At 69.9% G+C, this 17,583-nt stretch carries 18 protein-coding genes and 3 tRNA genes; 8 read left to right on the forward strand and 13 right to left on the reverse strand.

Annotated features, from left to right (window positions below; all coding sequences use genetic code 11):
- Positions 1 to 102: 102 nt before the first annotated feature.
- Positions 103 to 179, forward strand: a tRNA-Arg gene (locus ASD84_RS05710).
- Positions 180 to 343: 164 nt separating this feature from the next.
- On the opposite strand, the gene ASD84_RS05715 is transcribed toward ASD84_RS05710, so the two are convergent.
- The 4 genes from ASD84_RS05715 to ASD84_RS05730 form a co-directional block, all read right to left on the reverse strand.
- A complete protein-coding gene (locus ASD84_RS05715) occupies positions 344 to 718 on the reverse strand; it encodes a DUF805 domain-containing protein (protein WP_056707593.1) in 375 nt (124 codons plus the stop codon).
- An 86-nt stretch (positions 719 to 804) separates the two neighbouring features.
- Positions 805 to 1,842 (reverse strand): adenosine deaminase, encoded by a 1,038-nt coding sequence (locus ASD84_RS05720; protein WP_056707596.1) that lies wholly within the window; start codon positions 1,840 to 1,842, stop codon positions 805 to 807.
- A gap of 4 nt (positions 1,843 to 1,846) precedes the next feature.
- Entirely contained in the window at positions 1,847 to 2,584 is a 738-nt protein-coding gene (locus ASD84_RS05725) for a DsbA family protein (RefSeq protein WP_056707600.1), read from the reverse strand.
- Positions 2,584 to 3,099, reverse strand: coding sequence for a MauE/DoxX family redox-associated membrane protein (locus tag ASD84_RS05730; RefSeq protein ID WP_235530990.1), 516 nt, complete (start codon positions 3,097 to 3,099; stop codon positions 2,584 to 2,586). The genes ASD84_RS05725 and ASD84_RS05730 overlap by 1 nt, the downstream gene beginning before the upstream one ends.
- 60 nt (positions 3,100 to 3,159) lie before the next feature.
- Between ASD84_RS05730 and orn the strand changes: the two genes are divergently transcribed.
- Both orn and ASD84_RS05740 read left to right on the forward strand, forming a co-directional pair.
- Entirely contained in the window at positions 3,160 to 3,795 is a 636-nt protein-coding gene (orn, locus tag ASD84_RS05735) for an oligoribonuclease (protein ID WP_056707608.1), read from the forward strand.
- A 61-nt stretch (positions 3,796 to 3,856) separates the two neighbouring features.
- Positions 3,857 to 3,932: transfer RNA gene (locus ASD84_RS05740), tRNA-His, on the forward strand.
- Between the two features lie 52 nt (positions 3,933 to 3,984).
- On the opposite strand, the gene ASD84_RS05745 is transcribed toward ASD84_RS05740, so the two are convergent.
- Positions 3,985 to 4,188 carry a hypothetical protein gene (locus tag ASD84_RS05745; protein ID WP_056707612.1) on the reverse strand — a complete coding sequence of 68 codons (204 nt, stop codon included), beginning with the start codon at positions 4,186 to 4,188 and terminating at the stop codon, positions 3,985 to 3,987.
- Between the two features lie 83 nt (positions 4,189 to 4,271).
- On the opposite strand from ASD84_RS05745, the gene ASD84_RS05750 reads away from it, so the two are divergent.
- On the forward strand, positions 4,272 to 5,141 hold the full coding sequence (locus ASD84_RS05750; RefSeq protein WP_056707615.1) for a helix-turn-helix domain-containing GNAT family N-acetyltransferase: 870 nt from the start codon (positions 4,272 to 4,274) through the stop codon (positions 5,139 to 5,141).
- Here the strand turns inward: ASD84_RS05750 and ASD84_RS05755 are convergent.
- A complete protein-coding gene (locus ASD84_RS05755; RefSeq protein ID WP_056707618.1) occupies positions 5,134 to 5,493 on the reverse strand; it encodes a hypothetical protein in 360 nt (119 codons plus the stop codon). The two genes, ASD84_RS05750 and ASD84_RS05755, sit on opposite strands and share 8 nt — an antisense overlap.
- 155 nt (positions 5,494 to 5,648) lie before the next feature.
- Here ASD84_RS05755 and ASD84_RS05760 point away from each other — a divergent pair, with 155 nt between their 5' ends.
- Complete coding sequence (locus ASD84_RS05760) at positions 5,649 to 7,082, forward strand: PhoX family protein (RefSeq protein ID WP_056707621.1); 1,434 nt, start codon at positions 5,649 to 5,651, stop codon at positions 7,080 to 7,082.
- Here the strand turns inward: ASD84_RS05760 and ASD84_RS05765 are convergent.
- On the reverse strand, positions 7,029 to 8,981 hold the full coding sequence (locus tag ASD84_RS05765; RefSeq protein WP_056707624.1) for a penicillin acylase family protein: 1,953 nt from the start codon (positions 8,979 to 8,981) through the stop codon (positions 7,029 to 7,031). The two genes, ASD84_RS05760 and ASD84_RS05765, sit on opposite strands and share 54 nt — an antisense overlap.
- Before the next feature lie 40 nt (positions 8,982 to 9,021).
- The gene (locus ASD84_RS05770; protein WP_056707626.1) at positions 9,022 to 9,975 is read right to left on the reverse strand and encodes a pirin family protein; all 954 of its coding nucleotides are present in this window, start codon (positions 9,973 to 9,975) and stop codon (positions 9,022 to 9,024) included.
- 84 nt (positions 9,976 to 10,059) lie between these two features.
- On the opposite strand from ASD84_RS05770, the gene ASD84_RS05775 reads away from it, so the two are divergent.
- From ASD84_RS05775 to ASD84_RS05785, 3 genes are all read left to right on the forward strand, one after another.
- A complete protein-coding gene (locus ASD84_RS05775; protein ID WP_056707629.1) occupies positions 10,060 to 11,610 on the forward strand; it encodes a phytoene desaturase family protein in 1,551 nt (516 codons plus the stop codon).
- A gap of 62 nt (positions 11,611 to 11,672) precedes the next feature.
- Positions 11,673 to 11,748: transfer RNA gene (locus tag ASD84_RS05780), tRNA-Lys, on the forward strand.
- Positions 11,749 to 11,870: 122 nt separating this feature from the next.
- A complete protein-coding gene (locus tag ASD84_RS05785) occupies positions 11,871 to 12,296 on the forward strand; it encodes an SRPBCC family protein (RefSeq protein WP_056707633.1) in 426 nt (141 codons plus the stop codon).
- Here ASD84_RS05785 and ASD84_RS05790 read toward each other — a convergent pair.
- The 5 genes from ASD84_RS05790 to ASD84_RS05810 all read right to left on the reverse strand — a co-directional run bounded on the left by ASD84_RS05790 (position 12,271) and on the right by ASD84_RS05810 (position 17,531).
- Positions 12,271 to 12,627, reverse strand: coding sequence for a hypothetical protein (locus tag ASD84_RS05790; protein ID WP_235531085.1), 357 nt, complete (start codon positions 12,625 to 12,627; stop codon positions 12,271 to 12,273). The genes ASD84_RS05785 and ASD84_RS05790 overlap by 26 nt on opposite strands.
- A 72-nt stretch (positions 12,628 to 12,699) precedes the next feature.
- A complete protein-coding gene (locus tag ASD84_RS05795) occupies positions 12,700 to 14,583 on the reverse strand; it encodes an alkaline phosphatase family protein (protein ID WP_056707639.1) in 1,884 nt (627 codons plus the stop codon).
- A 196-nt stretch (positions 14,584 to 14,779) separates the two neighbouring features.
- Positions 14,780 to 15,760, reverse strand: coding sequence for a WYL domain-containing protein (locus ASD84_RS05800; RefSeq protein ID WP_056707642.1), 981 nt, complete (start codon positions 15,758 to 15,760; stop codon positions 14,780 to 14,782).
- On the reverse strand, positions 15,757 to 16,650 hold the full coding sequence (locus ASD84_RS05805; protein WP_162251495.1) for a helix-turn-helix transcriptional regulator: 894 nt from the start codon (positions 16,648 to 16,650) through the stop codon (positions 15,757 to 15,759). The genes ASD84_RS05800 and ASD84_RS05805 overlap by 4 nt, the downstream gene beginning before the upstream one ends.
- Positions 16,651 to 16,754: 104 nt before the next feature.
- Positions 16,755 to 17,531, reverse strand: a complete 777-nt coding sequence (locus tag ASD84_RS05810; protein ID WP_056707649.1) for a crotonase/enoyl-CoA hydratase family protein — start codon at positions 17,529 to 17,531, stop codon at positions 16,755 to 16,757.
- Positions 17,532 to 17,583 lie beyond the last annotated feature (52 nt).

A 17,583-nucleotide genomic window follows, 5' to 3' on the forward strand; every position in this document is an offset into this window, starting at 1 on the left:
TGTTCCTCTCCGTGTGGTTACGGGGACAACTATACCCCATGGGGGTATATTCCGGCCGGTGGAGATTCACACCGCCGAGGGCACCGATATCCTCGGAACGCTGCCTCCGTAGCTCAACTGGATAGAGCAGGGAGCTTCTACCTCTCAGGTTGCGGGTTCGACTCCTGCCGGGGGCACCAGCGCAGAGTTGGGTGGGTGAGAGTGACCCCTGGGTCACTCTCACCCACCCAACTCGCCTCAACGGCGAGCCTCCCCCACCGGGCCCGCCCGTCGTCGTACAAAAGAGCAACAGCCCCGCGGGAGTATGAGCTCCGCGGGGCTGAATGCTTTTCGGGTGTGACCGTCAGGCGGCGGCCTTCGGGTCCGGGCCGTACTCGTTGGCGCCGCTGTTGCCGGCGGTGAAGGCGAAGAACAGCCACACGAAGATGCCGACGCACGGGATCAGGAGGAGCAGGGCGAACCATCCGCTCCGGCCGGTGTCGTGGATGCGGCGGACCAGGACCGCGATGCTCGGAACCAGCGTGCCCAGGGCGTACAGCGCGCCGAGCAGGCCGGTGCTGAAGCCGGCGCCGTCGGGCGCCAATCCGACGACGTTGTCGACGATCGCGAGCACGATCGAGATTCCGAAGCTGACCAGGGTGAACCACCCGAACTCGGCACGGCGGGCGCGACCGCTGAAGACGGCGTACTTCTTGAGAGCTTCGATGTAGTAGTTCATGTTGCGCATCCTCCACCCAGAGCGACCCTGCTGGCCGCCGACCCACCGAACCCTCCCCCCGTTCGCGGCCGATGAACCACCGGGGCCTATTCGGCAGCGACGTACGCGTCGATCTCGCCGAGCAGGCGGGCCTTGACATCGGCGGGCGCGAAGGAAGCACCCACGGCGGCGCGGGACAGGTCGGCCAGATCCGCGGCGTCGAGGCCGAGCAGGTCAGCGGCGATCTCGTACTCCCGGTTGAGGGTGGTGCCGAACATCGGCGGGTCGTCGGAGTTGATCGTCACCAGGACGCCCGCCTCGACGAAGATCGGCAGCGGGTGATCGGCGAGCGTGGCCACGGCCCGGGTCGCGATGTTGGACGACGGGCAGACCTCGAGCGGGATCTGGTGCTCGGCGAGGTGGGCCAGCAGTGCGGGATCGGCGGCGGCCGACGTGCCGTGGCCGATCCGCTCGGCACCCAGGTCACGGATCGACGTCCAGATCGTCTCGGGTCCGGTCGTCTCGCCTGCGTGGGGGATCGAGTGGAGGCCAGCGGCACGGGCTGCAGCGAAGTGCGGGATGAACTGCTCGCGAGCGACCCCGATCTCCGGGCCGCCGAGCCCGAAGCCGATCAGGCCGTCGGGCCGATGGTCAAGAGCGAAGCGGAGTGTCGCATCGGCCGCCGGCAGGCCGGACTCCCCCGGGATGTCGTAGATCCACCGAAGCACCAGACCGAAGTCGCGCTCGGCGGCAACCCCGGCGTCCTCGATCGCCTCGGTGTAGGCCTCGATGGGCATGCCCAGACCGGGAGTGTCCGGCAGGACCGAGGTGTACGGCGTGCAGGTGAGCTCGGCGTACCGGACCGACTGACCCTCCGCGAGCTCGCGCCCGATCTCGTAGGTGAGGTAGCGGACGTCCTCGGGTGTCTTCACCAGGTCGACCACCGCCAGGTACACCTGGATGAAGTGGGCGAAGTCGCGGAACGCGAAGAACTCCCTCAGCAGCACCGGGTCCGACGGCACCGTGCCCGGGTGGCGCTCGGCCAGCTCAGAGACGATCCGCTCCGATGCCGACCCGACGTGGTGGACATGGAGCTCTGCCTTGGGCAGGCCGGCGATGAATCCCGGAAGGGGGCTGGGCGGCACGCGCTCAGTCCACCGCTGCGATCAGGTTGTCCGCAAGGTCCTGGACGCTGCGTCCGTCGTCGAACACCTCGCCGTCGAGGATGATCGTCGGCGTGCCCTGCACGTTGGCCTTGTGCGCTTCGTCCGTCGCCTTGGTGACCCAGTCCTCGTGCGACAGGTTGTCGACACCGTCGCGTACGTCGGACTCGCTCGCTCCGGCCTCGACGGCGAGGGCGATGATGTCGTCGTTCGGCGCCTCGGCGTCGGCGTTGGCCTCCGAGGGCTGGTTCTCGAAGAGCAGGTCGTGGAACTTCTTGGCCACGTCGGGCCCCGACTTCTCCAGCACCAGGGCGAACGCGTTCGCGGCCCGGATCGAGTAGGTCCGGCCTTCGGCGCCGAGCAGGTTGAACGGGCGGTACTCGACGAGGACCTTGCCATCGGCGGCGAGGTCGGCCAGGTCGCCGCGCGTCTCCGCCTCGAGCGCTCCGCAGTAGGGGCAGAGGAAGTCCTCGTAGATGATCACCGAGTGCGGCGCGTTCTTGTCGCCGATGGTGACGCCGTAGTCGCTCGAACCTGCGGCAACTGCCTTGACGTCCTTCTTGTTCAGCAGGCTGATCCCGATGGCGCCGCCGACGATCAGCACCATCACCGCGACCACCCCGACGATCGTCAGGAGCCGGCGGCGGTTCTCGCGCTTCGCCTGGGCGGCACGCAGCTCGGCTGCCTTCTGGGCTCGGGCATTCGCCTTCGAGTTGGCGGACATCAATTCTCAGCTCCTTCAGTGACGTCGGCATCCGGGGCCGAGCGCCTTTCGAACAGTACGGAATCGAGCGCGAGCCGGGTTCGTCGTACCGACGCGATGAGGAGGGACGCGGCCAGCAGGGCACTGTCGCGGGCGATCTCCCACGGATAGTCGGAGGCCGCGCCCACCTTCGAACCCCCGCCACCGAAGCAGCCGCAGTCGATCTCGATCCCCCGGGCCCACACCGATGCAATGCCGATGATGAAGCCGACGAACAGCAGGGCCGACATCACCGCGGCTCCGCGGGTCAGCACCCCCAGCACCAGGGCCACGCCGATCACCAGCTCCACCGCCGGCAGCGCGAGGCCCACGACCTCGGCGACCGAGGACGGCAGCAACTGGTAGGCACGAACTGCCGCGATGCTGGCGTCCGGCTCGGTGATCTTCAGGCCACCCGCGACGATCCAGACGCCGCCGGTCACCAGTCGGGCGAGCAGACCCACCCAGGCCAGCGTCATGGGCACGGTCCGGTTCACGGCCCCGAGGTTAGTGGCACCCGCTGAGCGAGACCTGAGAACGGCGTAGGGTGCACCCTCGTGAACGAACGACTGGTCTGGATCGACTGTGAGATGACGGGGCTCGACCTCGTCAACGACGCGATGATCGAGATCGCAGCCCTGGTGACCGACTTCGACCTCAACGTGCTCGGCGAGGGCGTGGACGTCATCATCAAGCCGCCCGCCGAGGCGCTGGAGCAGATGATCGAGTTCGTGCGCAACATGCACGAGACGTCGGGCCTGCTCAACGAGCTCGAGAACGGCGTGACGCTGCGCGAGGCGGAGGAGCAGGTGATGTCCTACCTGCGCGAGCACTGCACGCCCGACAGTCGACCGGCTCTCGCCGGCAACTCCGTCGCGACCGACCGCGGCTTCGTGGTCCGCGACATGTCCGAGCTCGACGCGTTCCTGCACTACCGGATCGTCGATGTCTCCTCGATCAAGGAGCTGTCGAAGCGCTGGTTCCCCAAGGCCTACTTCAACGCGCCGACCAAGCGCGGCAACCACCGGGCGCTCGCCGACATCCAGGAGAGCATCGAGGAGCTCCGGTACTACCGCGACACGGTCTTCGTGCCGCGACCCGGCCCCGACGCGGCTGCCGCCAAGGAAGCCGCGGCGCGGTACGCCGGCTCATTGACCGGCCTCGGAACGTCCGAGAAGGGCACCAATTCCTAGTTCCGGAGGGGATGCGTCTAAACTCGTCCCCGCCTGACCGACCACCTGGTCGATCAGCATGGTGGGTATAGCTCAGCTGGTAGAGCGCCGCCTTGTGGTGGCGGATGTCGCGGGTTCAAGTCCCGTTACTCACCCCAGACAGTTCAGCCGGACTCCTCGGAGTCCGGCTGGCTGGTTTTTTACCCGTGCTCAGAAGCTGCCACTGCCGCTGGCACCGCCACCCAAGTGGTTGTCCAGGTCGCCACCGCCGCGGAGGAACGCGTCGCCCTGGTCGATCTCGCGCTGGCTGGTACCAAACTTCTTGTTGCTGCGCCGCGGGCGCAGCACCTCGAGCGCGAGAACGCCGACCGCGAGGACAGCGAACACGATGAGGGTGATCGTGAACCAGTTCATGGGTGCTCCTGAGTCCGAGTGGATCGTCAGCGTAGCCCGTCACCTGCCACTGCTCCTTTGGTTTCTCTGACTACAGTCAGAGGATGCCACTGCCCGAGACCCTGCGCCGCTTCAACCGCACCTGGACCCAGCGCGTCGGCGTGCTCGACGAGTCGTTCCTCGGCACCGGACGCCCGCTCGCGGTGTCGCGTCTGCTGTTCGAGATCGGCTCGACCGACGGCGTCGGGGTGCGCGACCTGCGCGAACGACTGGGACTCGACTCCGGCCACGTGTCGCGCATGCTGCGGCGACTCGAGGGCGAGGGCCTCGTCGAGACGGTCGCCGATCCGGACGACGGCCGGCGCCGCGTCGTACGACTGACGGCCTCCGGCCGCACGGCGTACGACGACCTGGACCGCCGTTCCGACGACCTGGCCTCGCGACTGGTGGCTCCCCTGACACCGAGGCAGCAGGATCGGCTCGCCGACGCACTGGCCACCGCCGACCTCCTCGTGCGCGCGGCGACCGTGGAGCTGCGCGAGGTGGAGTCGAACGACCCGCGCGCCGTCGAGGCAACCTCCCGCTACGTCGCCGAGCTCGACAGCCGCTTCCCGAAGGGCTTCGACCCCGGTCCTCTGCCACCCGAGCCGGAGGCGACCTGGATCGCGGCCATCTCCGACGGCGAACCCGTGGCCTACGGCGGCATCCGACCCGTGCCTGCCGTCGGTGACGGCACCGCGGAGATCAAGCGGATGTGGGTGCACGGCGACTGGCGTGGTGCCGGCCTGGGCTCCCGGATGCTGCGCCACCTCGAGGCACTGGCCGCCGAACAGGGCTTCGACACCGTGGTGCTCGACACCAACGGCAGCCTGGTCGAGGCGATCGCGATGTACGACCGCGCCGGTTACCGCCGGGTGGAGCGGTACAACGACAACCCCTACGCCGAGGCCTTCTTCGCGAAGGAGCTCAGCTGACGCCGTCGATCGTCTCGATGTCCTTCTTGAACCGCCGGTGGATCCGCAGGTTCTCGTTGCCGATCTGGTGGCGGTGCCAGACGTTGCCCGTCCAGGGCCCCAGGCGGAAGTTGCGGGGCAGCTCGGCCACCAGTTCCTTGGCGTTGGTCGTGGTCATCGCACCGGAGTGGAAGACGAGGATCCGACGATCGGTCGCGATGATCGTGCGGTACTTGTTCATGATGAGGAACGGAATCCAGCCGACCAGGATCCAGTACTGACTGGCAGTCTGGGCGAACAGCACCCCCTGGATCTGCTCACCGGGCTGGAGGTGGGGCTGCGCCTTCGAGGCGATCTTGTCGCGAATTGCCATGTCAGGACGTTACCTCTCGGCGCCGGCCTCAAACACGCTCGAGGCGCAGGTCCCGTCAGGCCCGACGCCGACCGGAGAACAGGGCTCGGAAGTGCTATGGCATTTCCGGTTTCTCCGTGCTTACAGTCGCAGGGTCGCCTCCCGAGGAGTTCGCCATGCCGATGGAACGCCGAAGCCTGCTCCGCTCCGCTGCCGCCGTCTCGATCGCAGGGCCGTTTGCCGGCCTGGTCGCCGGCCCGGCCGGGGCCGCCAAGCCGACGAAGCCGAAGTACCCCCTGCTGCCGGTGGCCGACCTGCGCGACACCGTCGTACGCCTCCACCTGCCACCGGGCTTCAGCTATCGGTCCTTCCACGACACGTCCACCCCGGTGGTCCTGAGCGACGACACCCTGCTCCCCGGCCGCCACGACGGCATGGGCGCCTTCCCGGGCACCGACGGACGGGTGACGCTGATCCGGAACCACGAGGTCAACGGCCCGATTCCCGCCTTCAGCTCTGCGGCGCCCGTGTACGACCCGATGACGGGTGGTGGCACCACCACCGTCGACGTGGACCACCAGGGCAATGTCGTCGCGTCCTTCGCCAGCCTGGCCGGCACGCAGATGAACTGCTCGGGCGGGATCATGCCGTGGGGCGCCTGGGTGACGTGCGAGGAGACGGTCAACGGACCGGACGTCGGCCCGGACTTCACCGGCGCCTCGAACATCGCGTTGACGAAGCCGCACGGCTACGTCTTCGAGGTGCCCGTGGACGGCACGGCCAGTGCGGAGCCGATCCGTTCCGCGGGCCGCTTCGCCCACGAGGCCGTGTCGTTCGACCCCGTCAACGGCCACCTCTACCTGACCGAGGACAACTTCGGGTTCCCCTCGGGGTTCTACCGGTACCTCCCGCCCCACCACCCCATGGAGGTCGGACACCTCGAGGACGGCGGGCGGCTGCAGATGCTCAAGGTCGTGGGTGTCGACAACGCACTCCTGGTCGAGGCGCAGAGCAAGAACGCACTGTTCCCCGTCGAGTGGGTCGACATCGACGACCCGGACCCGAGCTTCCCGTACACCCCGGGCGTCGTCGCGCCGACCTCGAACAACACGGCGATCAACCACATCGCGTCCCAGGGGATCGCCCTGGGAGCGGCACAATTCTCCCGCCTCGAGGGCCAGGTGTACGACGCCGGGAAGGTCTACTTCTGCTCGACGCAGGGCGGCGGGCAGATCGGGACGAACCCCGCCGTCGACGGGTACGGCACCGGGTTCGGACAGGTGTGGGCCCTCGACATCGCGGCCCAGGAGCTGCGGCTGGTCTACCAGTCGCCGGACCGCGTCACCCTGGACTTCCCGGACAACATCACCGTCTCCGCGCGCGGGACCCTCGTGGTCTGCGAGGACCACGACCAGGACAACTACATCCGGGGGCTCACGCCGCAGGGTCGCATCTCCGACATCGCGCTGAACCGCATGGTCGGGCGCACCGGCGACGAGTTCGCGGGAAGCACCTTCAGCCCGGACGGATCGACCCTGTTCGTCAACATCCAGGCCTCACGCGGACTGACCTTCGCCATCTGGGGCCCCTGGTCGAAGATCGGGGTCTGAGGACAGGTCCTCCTCAAGCAGGCTCCAGTCCGTGACGATCGGGGCCAGCTCGCCGTCGATCCAGGACTGCAGCTGGTCGCCGTGGTGCGCGCCGGGCAGGCCGGACGCACCGGTCGGCACCACCCAGCCGCCGGCTGACCGGTCCGCGAGGTCCCACACGTAGCGGGCGACCGCGCCGCGGGTCGCGGCGTCGCTGAGCGCCGGGTAGGACCCCATCGTGCGTACGGCGTCCTGGTCGCCTGCGACGGGGAGGAACGGGATGCCGGGGTCGAAGCCGTCGTCCGCGGCGAGGGCATGGATGGGCTGGGCGACGTGCGTCTCGCCCCAGGTTGCCGGAACGTCCAGTCCGTCGAGGTCACCCATCGCCCGTCGGGCGAGCGCCACGAGGTCGATGCCGAACGGCGGCCGGCCCGCGAGCGCCTCCAGCGCAAGGGTCGGCAGGGCGAGGCCGAGTCGGGCGACCAGGCCGAGGGCCGGCGCGAGAAGGGGGCCGTGGTCGTGCCCGGGCCCCGGGTCGGCGATGGAAGCGAACACGGGCTCGACCGCAAGCCGTCGTACGACGGCCGAACGCCAGGCTGCGTAGCGGGCGGCCGACGCGGAGTCGGCCGCCATCACGCCGTCGAAGTCGTCGAAGGCGCCCGGCACGAGCCTCGTCAGGATCGCGGCAGAAGGCAGCAACGCATCGTTGTGGATGGCCGCGAAGTCGGCTGTGGTGAGACCTCCGCGGCCGGCGAGGAGGTCCTTGATCCGCTCCGCGCGGAACGGTGGCGCGAAGGAAGACCCGACCAGGTCGCTCTCCGGGCCACGACGTTCGTTGGCCGTCACGATCGCCCCGTCGGGCGCGGCATCCACCCGGTTCGGGTCGTCCAGCCATCCGGTCCAGCGACCGTCGCCGTCACGCAGCGGGACTCGTCCCGCGAGCCGGTAGCGGACCGCTCCGGATCGATCCGCGATCACGAGGTTGTTGACCGGCTCCACCCAGAGGTCGAACGCACGGTCGACGTCCGCCACCGAGCGCGCGCGCAGCAGCGGCAGGAGCGCGTCGAAGCCGAGGCTGCCGAGGACTCTCGACGTCGTGCGGAGGGCAAGACCGGGCGAGAGTCCCGCCAGGTCGTCCGGCAGGACCTGGTCGGGGTCGACCTCGACCAGGTCCTGGTAGTCGGCCGAGGCATTGGTGATCGCCCAGGCGACCTCGCCGGCATGGGCGAAGTGCTGGACGCCGGGGACGCCGACGAACGTGAAGCCGACGACGTCGAACGAGTCGTCCGGATCCGCGCAGGCCAGTCGGACCTGCTGGTAGACGCCGGGCTGTTCCAGGTTGCGGTGCGGATCGCCACCGATCAGCGGGAAGCCGGAGGCGGTCCGCGCTCCGCCGACCACCCACGCGTTGCTGCCCGAGGAGTGCGGGCCCTCGTGCGAGAGCAGTCGGGCGTCCTCGCCGAGCACCTCCTCCGCCAGGCGGTCCCACAACCGGGCGCCGACATTGCCGAACAGCACGTGCTGCGCGAGGAACGTCGCCAGGGGCATCCACGGCTCCCACTCCTGCGGCCGGTGACCGAGGTGGGCGAGCTCGGGGACGTCGTCCGGCGCGATGCAGGCAAGGCCGGCATTCACGCCGTCGACGTACGACGTCAGGAAGGCCCTGGTCTCGTCCGTGCAGGCCGCGAACGCCCGCTGCGCGGTGTCGACGATCCGCGTCCGCTCGGCGTGGTCGTCCCAGGCCTCGGCGAGCTCGCCGCCCACGACACCGGACGTCCCTCCCGCCGCGCGCAACCGCAGCCACTCGACCTGCCAGGTCCGGTCCCGTGCGGTGACCTCGCCCTGCGCGTGCGCGAGGTCGAGGACGGACGACGCCCGCAGGTGCGGGACGCCGTACGCATCACGGAAGAGCCGGGCCATCCCCGAAGGCTACGACCCGGCTCCCCTGGCCATCGTGCGATCAGTTGCCCGTCGGCAGACCGAAGCGGCCCTTCTGGAAGTCCTCGTAGGCGCTCAGCACTTCCTGCTTCGTGTTCATGACGAACGGCCCGGCCCAGGCGATCGGCTCGCGGAGCGGCTTGCCGCCGACGACGATGACGTCGAGCTTCGGCGACCTGCTCTCCTGCTTCTCGTCGGCCGTGATCGTGACGTAGTCACCCGCGCCGAGCACCGCGGACTGACCCATCCGGATCGGCCGGGCGTCGGTCGCGCCGACCGTGCCCGAGCCGTTGAGGACGTAGACCAGCGCGTTGTGCTCGACGTCCCAGGGCAGGTCGAGCCGGGCACCGGGCTCGATGGTGGCGTGCACCAGCGCCATCGGCGTGTACGTCGACCCGGGGCCGGCGTGGCCCCCGACCGAACCCGCGATCACCCGGACGAGCGCACCGGCGTCGTCCCCGGTGAGCAGGGCGACCTCGCCGGAGCGGATGTCCTGGTAGCGCGGCTCGGTCAGCTTGGACTCCCGCGGGAGGTTCACCCACAGCTGGACGCCGTGGAACAGGCCACCGGACTGCACCAGCCACTCGGGCGGCGTCTCGATGTGCAGGAGGCCGCTGCCTGCGGTCATCCACTGCGTGTCGCCGTTGGTGATCGTGCCGCCACCGCCGTGGCTGTCACGGTGGTCGAAGACGCCGTCGATGATGTAGGTGACGGTCTCGAAGCCGCGGTGCGGGTGCCAGGGCGTGCCCTTGGGCTCGCCGGGCGCGTACTCCACCTCACCCATCTGGTCCATCATGATGAACGGGTCGAGGCGCTGCATGTCGATGCCCGCGAAGGCACGGCGCACCGGGAAACCCTCCCCCTCGTAGCCCTGCGGAGCGGTGGTGACCTCCCACACCGGTCGCGGCTGGTCGCCGAGGCCGGGCGCCTTGAGGCGCGGCAGGACAGTCAGGTCGTCGACGGTGATTGCGGGCATCGGGCCCACCTCCAGTGGTTTGGTGGTTGGTAGTTGCCATGTCAACCAGTGCCTTCGTCAGTGTATTCCCTCTAGGGTCGGCCCATGTCCCGCTACGACGTCGTGGTCGTCGGCGCAGGTCACAACGGCCTGACTGCTGCCGCCTATCTCGCACGCGCCGGTCTCTCTGTCCTGGTCCTCGAACGACTCGACCGCGTCGGCGGTGCCGCGATCTCCGCGCAGGCGTTCCCGGGCCACCCCACGCGACTGTCCCGGTACTCCTACCTCGTCTCCCTGCTGCCGGCGGAGATCGCGACCGACCTGGGCCTCGACCTGCGCCTCGTGAGCCGCCAGACGGCGTCGTACTCCCCCATCGAGCGAGGTGGCCGCGCCACCGGGCTCCTCGTCGAACGCATCGAGGGCACAGCGACGCGGGACTCGTTCCGGGCGCTCACGGGCAGTGATGACGAGTACGACGCCTGGCGGGCCTTCTACGAGGGCGTGGCGGTGGTCGCGGGGGCCGTGGCCCCCACCCTGACGCAACCGCTGGTCACCGACGCGGAGCTCCGCTCGATCGTCGACGCAGGGATCTGGCGCGACCTCGTCGAGGAGCCGATCGGGCGGGCCATCGAGCGCCGGTTCCACGACGACCTGGTGCGTGGCGTGGTGGCCACGGACGCGCTGATCGGGACGTTCGCGTCCGTGCACGACCCGAGCCTCGTGCAGAACCGCTGCTTCCTCTACCACCTGATCGGCAACGGGACCGGCGAGTGGCGGGTCCCCGTCGGCGGGATGGGCGCGGTCACCGATGCCCTTGCCCGCGCAGCGGTCGCGGCTGGAGCCACGATCGTGACCGGCGCCGAGGTTCGCGCCATCAGGCCGGGCGAGGTGCGCTGGTACGACGGCGCGGCCGAGCACGTCGTCGAAGCCAGCCACGTGCTCGCGAACGTCGCCCCGTGGGTGCTCGGCCACCTGCTCGGCGAGAAGCCGGACCCCGCGACCAAGCCCGAGGGAGCACAGCTCAAGATCAACCTCCTGCTCTCGCGGTTGCCGCGACTGCGGTCCGGCCTGGACCCGCGGGTCGCGTTCTCCGGGACCCTGCACCTGGCCGAGGGCTACGGCCAGCTCGAGGCCGCCTGGTCGGCGGCAGCCAACGGGTCCCTGCCCGACCCGTTGCCCGGCGAGGTCTACTGCCACTCGCTGACCGACCCGTCGATCCTCGGCGACGTCCCCGCCGGCACCCACACGCTGACCTACTTCGGCCTGCACATGCCGGCCGGACTCTTCGATGCCGACCCGGACACTGCCCGGGACGAGGCCGTGCGCCGGGCGCTCGCGTCGCTGGACGCCGTGCTCGAGGAGCCGATCGAGTCCGTCGTGCTCCGCACGCCCGACGGCCAGCCGTGCATCGAGGCGAAAATCCCGCAGGACATCGAGGCCGACCTCGCCATGCCGGGCGGCCACATCTTCCACGGCGACCTCGAGTGGCCGTGGGCACCGCACCGGGCCCGCCTCGAGACGCCCGGTGAGCGCTGGGGCGTCCAGACGTCGTACGACGGCGTCCTGCTGTGCGGCTCGGGCGCTCGTCGTGGCGGCGCGGTCAGCGGCCTCGGCGGCCACAATGCCGCCCAGGCGGTGCTGGAGTCCCTCGGCTGACACCGGCCCGATTTCACCCCGCCGCTCAATCGCTGGTAGCGTTTCGCCCTGCTTCACCAGATGCACCTCTAGCTCAATTGGCAGAGCAGCTGACTCTTAATCAGCGGGTTCCCGGTTCGAGTCCGGGGAGGTGTACCAACCACGAAGGCCCGGTCATCTGACCGGGCCTTCGTGCGTTCTGCGCTTCCCTCTGTGCCTCCCTCTGCGACGCCCTGCATCGCCGGGCGCATGGCCGGGCCACGACCGGGTACGTCGAGCCCATGACGACGCGAACCACGACAGCAGAAGTCAAGATCTCCGCCTCGCCGACCCGGGTCTGGACGGCGCTGACGGAGCCCGACGAGATCAAGGCCTACTTCTTCGGTGCCGACGTCGACACGACGTGGGAGCCGGGGACGCCCATCGCCTGGCGGGGCGAGTACGAGGGCCAGACGTACGAGGACAAGGGCGAGGTGCTCGAGGTGGAGCCCGACAAACGGCTCGTGGTCACCCACTTCAGCCCGCTCACCGGCAAACCGGACCTGCCCGAGAACTACCACCGGGTCCGGTGGGACCTGCACGCCGAGGGTGATCGCACCGAGGTGACCGTCGAGCAGAGCCTGACCGAGGGCGAGACCCCTGACGCCGCCCAGGAGAACTGGACCAACGTGCTGCGTCAGCTCAAGGAGCACGTCGAGCGCGGCTGAGCAGTCCCCCGCCCCACAGCGCCCAGAGCACCAGGACCGGCTGGAAGAACAGCCGGACCAGCCGCTTCTGGTCGGTGTCGAGCCCGAAGGCGTCGTTGCCCTCGACGTACTGCGCGATGTTGCCGGGGAAGATCGCCACGAAGAAGGCCGCCAGCAGCCCGCCGATCAGGCGCCGCCGCTTCGGCAGGGCGACGAAGGCAGCGCCGAGGCTGACCTCGACGACTCCCGACGCCAGCACCACGAGGTCCTTGTCGACCGGGAACCAGTCCGGCACCTGTGCGCGGAACTCCTGGCGGGCGACGGTCAGGTGCGTCGCACCTGCCGCCGCCATCGTCGTACCGAGAAGGATCCGGGCGGCTGTCTGCGCGAGGCTCACACCCGGCACGCTACCCCGACGGCGCAGTCAGCTCGGCGGGTAGACGCTGAAGCTCTGATTGCGGTTGATCACGCCGCGCGGCAACGGCCCGATGCCGAGCGCCCCGAGTGCGAGGTTCGCGATCACGCCGTTGAAGATCGGCTGCGCTCCTGTGTAGGCCCGCCGGGCAGCACCGGGATTGGTCCACGACGGGTTCATCGCATAAAGGTCTCCGCCGGCCTGGACTCCGTTGCCCCAGACCAGGACCGGGACCTGGTAGCGCAGCAGCGACGCCTCGGTCCCCGTGGAGCCGCCGGAGCCGGAGGTCACGACCACGAGGGTGCGGTTGGCGATCGCCGGGGTGGCCTTGATGGTCGCGATGATCGCGCCGACGTAGGAGTCGACGGACCGGACGGCCCGCTTGTAGGTGTCGCTGGAGAAGCCGTACTTCGCGCCGACACGGGTGAGGTTGGCCAGCTGCACGTAGGAGAACGCCGCCGGGCGGGTGGTCAGCTCGGCGCGGAACTGCCTCACCACGGTGGCGTCGCTCGTCGCAGTGCGCACCGTGGTGGTGATCTTGTCGGGCCCGTCGTTGCGCCCGTAGTTGTCGCCGCCGCCGTTGGCCGCGCTCCACGCGCGGTCGAGTGCCGTCGCAGCGGGGTCGGAGGAGTACAGCGAGGTCCGCAGGCCGCGGTTGTGGACCATGTCGAAGACACTGGAGACGTACTGGCCCGCGGCGGCGTGGAGCGTCGTACCCGGGTCCGTGGCCGTGCTGATCCCGTGCCCGCCCCAGGGGACGTGGACCGGCCGTGCCGTCAGCACGGTGAACGCGTTCGGCAGCGGCGTCACGCGCTCGTAGGCGGTCCGCGCGTTGAGGGTGCTGGCTCCCTTGGCCCGGATGCTGCGCAGGTACGGCACCAGCGCGGCACTGGAATCGGCCGAGAGCAGGCGTGAGCGCAGGCCGTCGATCGAGATCACCACGACGTGGCGAATGCCCCGCGCCCGCAGCCACCGCGGCGGGATGTCGACGTTCGCGATGATGACGGGGTGATCGGTGGTCGCCTTGACCAGCGTGTCCCGGAGCGCCTGGTAGCCCCAGAACGTCACGTCGGGCGTCCCGGTGACCCAGTCGATCTGGGAGTACGGCGGCGGGGTGCAGGTGGTGCCGGACATGTAGCCGCCCGGCAGCGCCGACTCGAGGTCGGTGCCCTTCATGATCGGGCAGATGAACTCGTTGCGGTCATTCATGTCGCCGGTGAGGAAGACCGGGATCGTCGGGTTGGCAGCGCGCAGCTTGTTGACCAGCGCGATCTCGGTGCGCGTGGCGGCATTGCGGTAGGCCTGGGCGTCGCCGAAGGTGTCAGCCGGGTTGTGGACGTTGACGAACCACGCCCGCTCGCCGGTCGCGCGGTGCTGGAGCAGCACGTACGGCATCTGGATCGGCTTGCCGTAGAAGTACGGCACCGCGAAGGTGTGCTTCTCCACGGACACGAACGTGTCGTGGCGCCAGCCGATCGAGTTGTGGCCGGCCGAGTCCGCCATCGTGTTGAGGGGGTACGTGCGCCAGGTCGGCGAGGCGATCGACGCCCACAGGTCCTGCTGGGAGCCGTGCATCTCCTGGAATCCGACGACGTCGATGCCCTGGTTCGTGAGCACCTGGAGAGCGCGCTGGAGCCGGATGGGCGACTTGTCGTAGCCCTTGCGCGGGTTGGCGCCATCGGTGTGACCGGCGCCGAGGAGATTGAACGACGCGATCTGGAACCGTGCCGCCCCGGTGGCGTTGGGCGCCGCGCGGGCAACCTCTGGCGCGGCGACCACCTCGGCCCCCGGGTTCGACGGAGAGGGCTGCACGGCGGTGAGGGCCGCCGCTCCCAGAGCGGTGGTCACCGCCACCGCAGCGAGTCCGAGGGCGGCCCGGCGACGCAGTTCCATGACGCTTCCTTTTCTCCCCGCACCCGAGGACGATCAGTGGTGCGGGTGAGGATGACGTGATCTGTGTGACAGTTGATGCTACGTCAGACCTGCCGATGCGTCAGCCCCATCGACCGAGGGCGCCTTCCACCTGAGCGTTTCGAGCCCGCCCGCTGCCCACCCCGACTTGGGACGACCGGGGACGACTTGGGGCGACCTAGGACGAATGGTGGAACAGCAGCTCCTCAGCGAGTACGACGCCAGCGGTCTCGAGCTCGCGAGGGCTCATCACGAACGCGTCGGGCCCGGCGGCCAGCAGCAACATGCCGACGCGGCGGTCCAGGGGCGGCAGCAGCTCGAGATCGACGACGACCGACTCCTCGTCGTCCTGGATGAACGACACCTTCTCCGCGTAGAAGTCCGCAGCCCAGCGCGCGCTCTGCGGGAGGACCACCCGCACCGTGGTCGTCTCGCGCTGGGCGGCCAGGCGGTCGGCCAGGTCGGCGGGCGCCTCGAAGACCCGGTCCAGCACCTCGACCGAGCGGATGTTGGACAGCAGGAAGGTCCGCAGCAGCCCGTTCTCGTCGACCGGGCCCGCGTCGACCTCCCAGCCGCGCCGGGTCTGGAGGAGCCGGTACGGCTCGATCTCGCGTTCGGTGAGTCCGTGCTCCCACGCCCGCGAGTAGACGATCCGGACCGCCTTGCCGTCGCGCTGCGCGTTCTGGAGCTTCGGCAGCAGCCGGTTCCACGCGCGCACGTCCGGCACCCCGGCCACCTCGCCGAACATGGTCTCGGCCAGCGCGTCGATGGCGCCGCCGAGGTCCTCGTCGTCCGGCTCGATGTCGGCCAGCGCGAGCGCCGCGGCGTAGACGAGCCCGAGCTCGCCGGCATCGACGTACTCGACGCCGAGGTCGGTGGGCTGGTCGGAGAGGAAGCGGACGATCTCTGCTTCGTTCGGGTCGTCGGAGAGGCCGTCGGCGCCGAGGAACTCGACCACCTCGGGCCGCGCCAGGCCGAGCATGATCGTGGAGACATCGGCCGTGTAGAAGGCCAGGAGGTCCTCGCGCAGCTCGGCAGCGGTCACGTCGAACTCGGCCGCGAGCGCCGTGAGCGACATGCCGTCGGGTTCGCGTGCGAGCCGCTCGAACACCTGGGGCAGGCGGGCGATCCGGGCGACGTACTTCGGCGTGGCCGTCATCGTCCGACCTTCGCTGCCTCGGCGAGGCCGGCCAGGATGTCCGCCCGGATCTCCGGTGGTCCGAGCACCCGGACCCGTCGGCCCAGCTCGTTGAGTCGGGCGCGCAGGGCCGCACGGTGGGTCACCCGGAAGGTCAGGTTGACGCCGTCGGCGACCGTCTCGCTCGAGACGGGCTCTCCCAGCCAGCGGCGAACGTCCGGCTCGAAGTCGGGTGCGGTCTGGAGGACGACGTCGACCGGCGGGTCGATCTCCCAGGTCATGGGGTGCAGCCCGGAGTGGCGCACCGACGTCAACGCCTGCGCCGATCCCGGGACACCGGCCTCGACATCGACCATGCGCCCCACCACGAACGTCTTGACGACCGCGTCGGCGAGGTCGGCGTCCTCGACGCCCCGGCAGTACCAGACGCCGTTCTGGTTGCGCACCGATTCCGGGTGCACGACCCGGGCGGTCCCCTTGTAGCCGAAGCGCAGCAGGCAGTGCCCGCGCACCGCGTCGACGACGAGGCTGAGCGCCGCCGGCACCTCGCCCGACACGGCGGCCTGGGTGGTCTGCGGAGCAGTGATGTCGGAGGGGCGGGAGGAGCCGGGCAGGCCCAGGCGCGTCACCAGGTCGTCGCGGTTGGCCAGCAGCACCGCCCGTCGCAGGGCGGCCTGCTGCCGCGCCGACAGCCGGACCCGCAAGCGGTTGTCCACGGTGGTCATCTTGTAGACGGCGTTCTCGCCGGGAGGAGCGATGTTCTCGATCTGCCAGCCCTGCCGTTCGAGGTGGCCGAGCTCGCGCTTCAGCTGGTCCATCCGGTACTCGCCGTCGAAGCCCGCGATCTTCGCGAGCGTCTCACCGTCGACGCCGAGCTTGCTGTGGTGCTGCAGGGCTGATGCGATCCGCACCAGCCGCTCCATCGGCGCTCGCTGATCGCGCCCCGGTGTCCCCGATGTCCGGGCCTTCTCCGCCACGTCGTGCCTCCCCCGAGCCCCGAGGGCCCACGCGCTGACTACTCGAATGCGCCGTGCCGCCCGGCTCCCCCGGCAAAACGCGACGCGCCGTCGAGAGTATCGGCGGCCAGCGACCTGAGCCCGTGTTTCCACTCGACTGCGAGCGCGTCGTCGACACCCAGCCCCTCGGTCTCGTACGACGACAGGCGGTCCTCGCGCATGCAGGTCTGCGGGAACCCGGCGATCTGGGTGGCCAGGGCCAGCGCCTCGTCGAGCACCGCACCCGGCGCGGAGACCCGGTTGGCCAGGCCCATCCGCAGCGCCTCCTCGGCAGCGACCTCGCGGCCGGTGAGGATCAGGTCGAGGGCGTGGGAGTGCCCGATCAGCCGCGGCAACCGGAAGGTGCCGCCGTCGATCAGGGGTACGCCCCAGCGCCGGCAGAACACGCCGAAGACGCCCGCGGGATCCACGACGCGCAGGTCGCACCACAACGCCAGCTCGAGTCCGCCGGCCACGGCGTAGCCGTCGATGGCGGCGATCACCGGCTTCGAGAGCAGCATCCGGCTCGGCCCCATCCCGGCCGGGCCGGCATCGGGTCCGTCGCCCGGCGCACCGACCACGACGTCGCCGCGGCTGACCGCCTTGAGGTCCGCTCCCGCGCAGAAGACCCCGCCGGCGCCGTACAGGACAGCGACGGAGGCGGACTCGTCCGCGTCGAACTCCTCGAAGGCCTCGGTCAGCAGGCGGGCGTGCTCCGCGTCGACCGCGTTGCGCACCTCCGGCCGCGACAGGGTGACCAGGGTGACCGGACCGCGCTTCTCGACGACGACTGTCATGGCGGGAGCCTATGGTCTCGAGACGGTCGCAGAGCGACCTCCTCGACCAACG

Origin of the sequence: Nocardioides sp. Root682, from assembly GCF_001427795.1 — a bacterium.
GTDB lineage: Bacteria > Actinomycetota > Actinomycetes > Propionibacteriales > Nocardioidaceae > Nocardioides.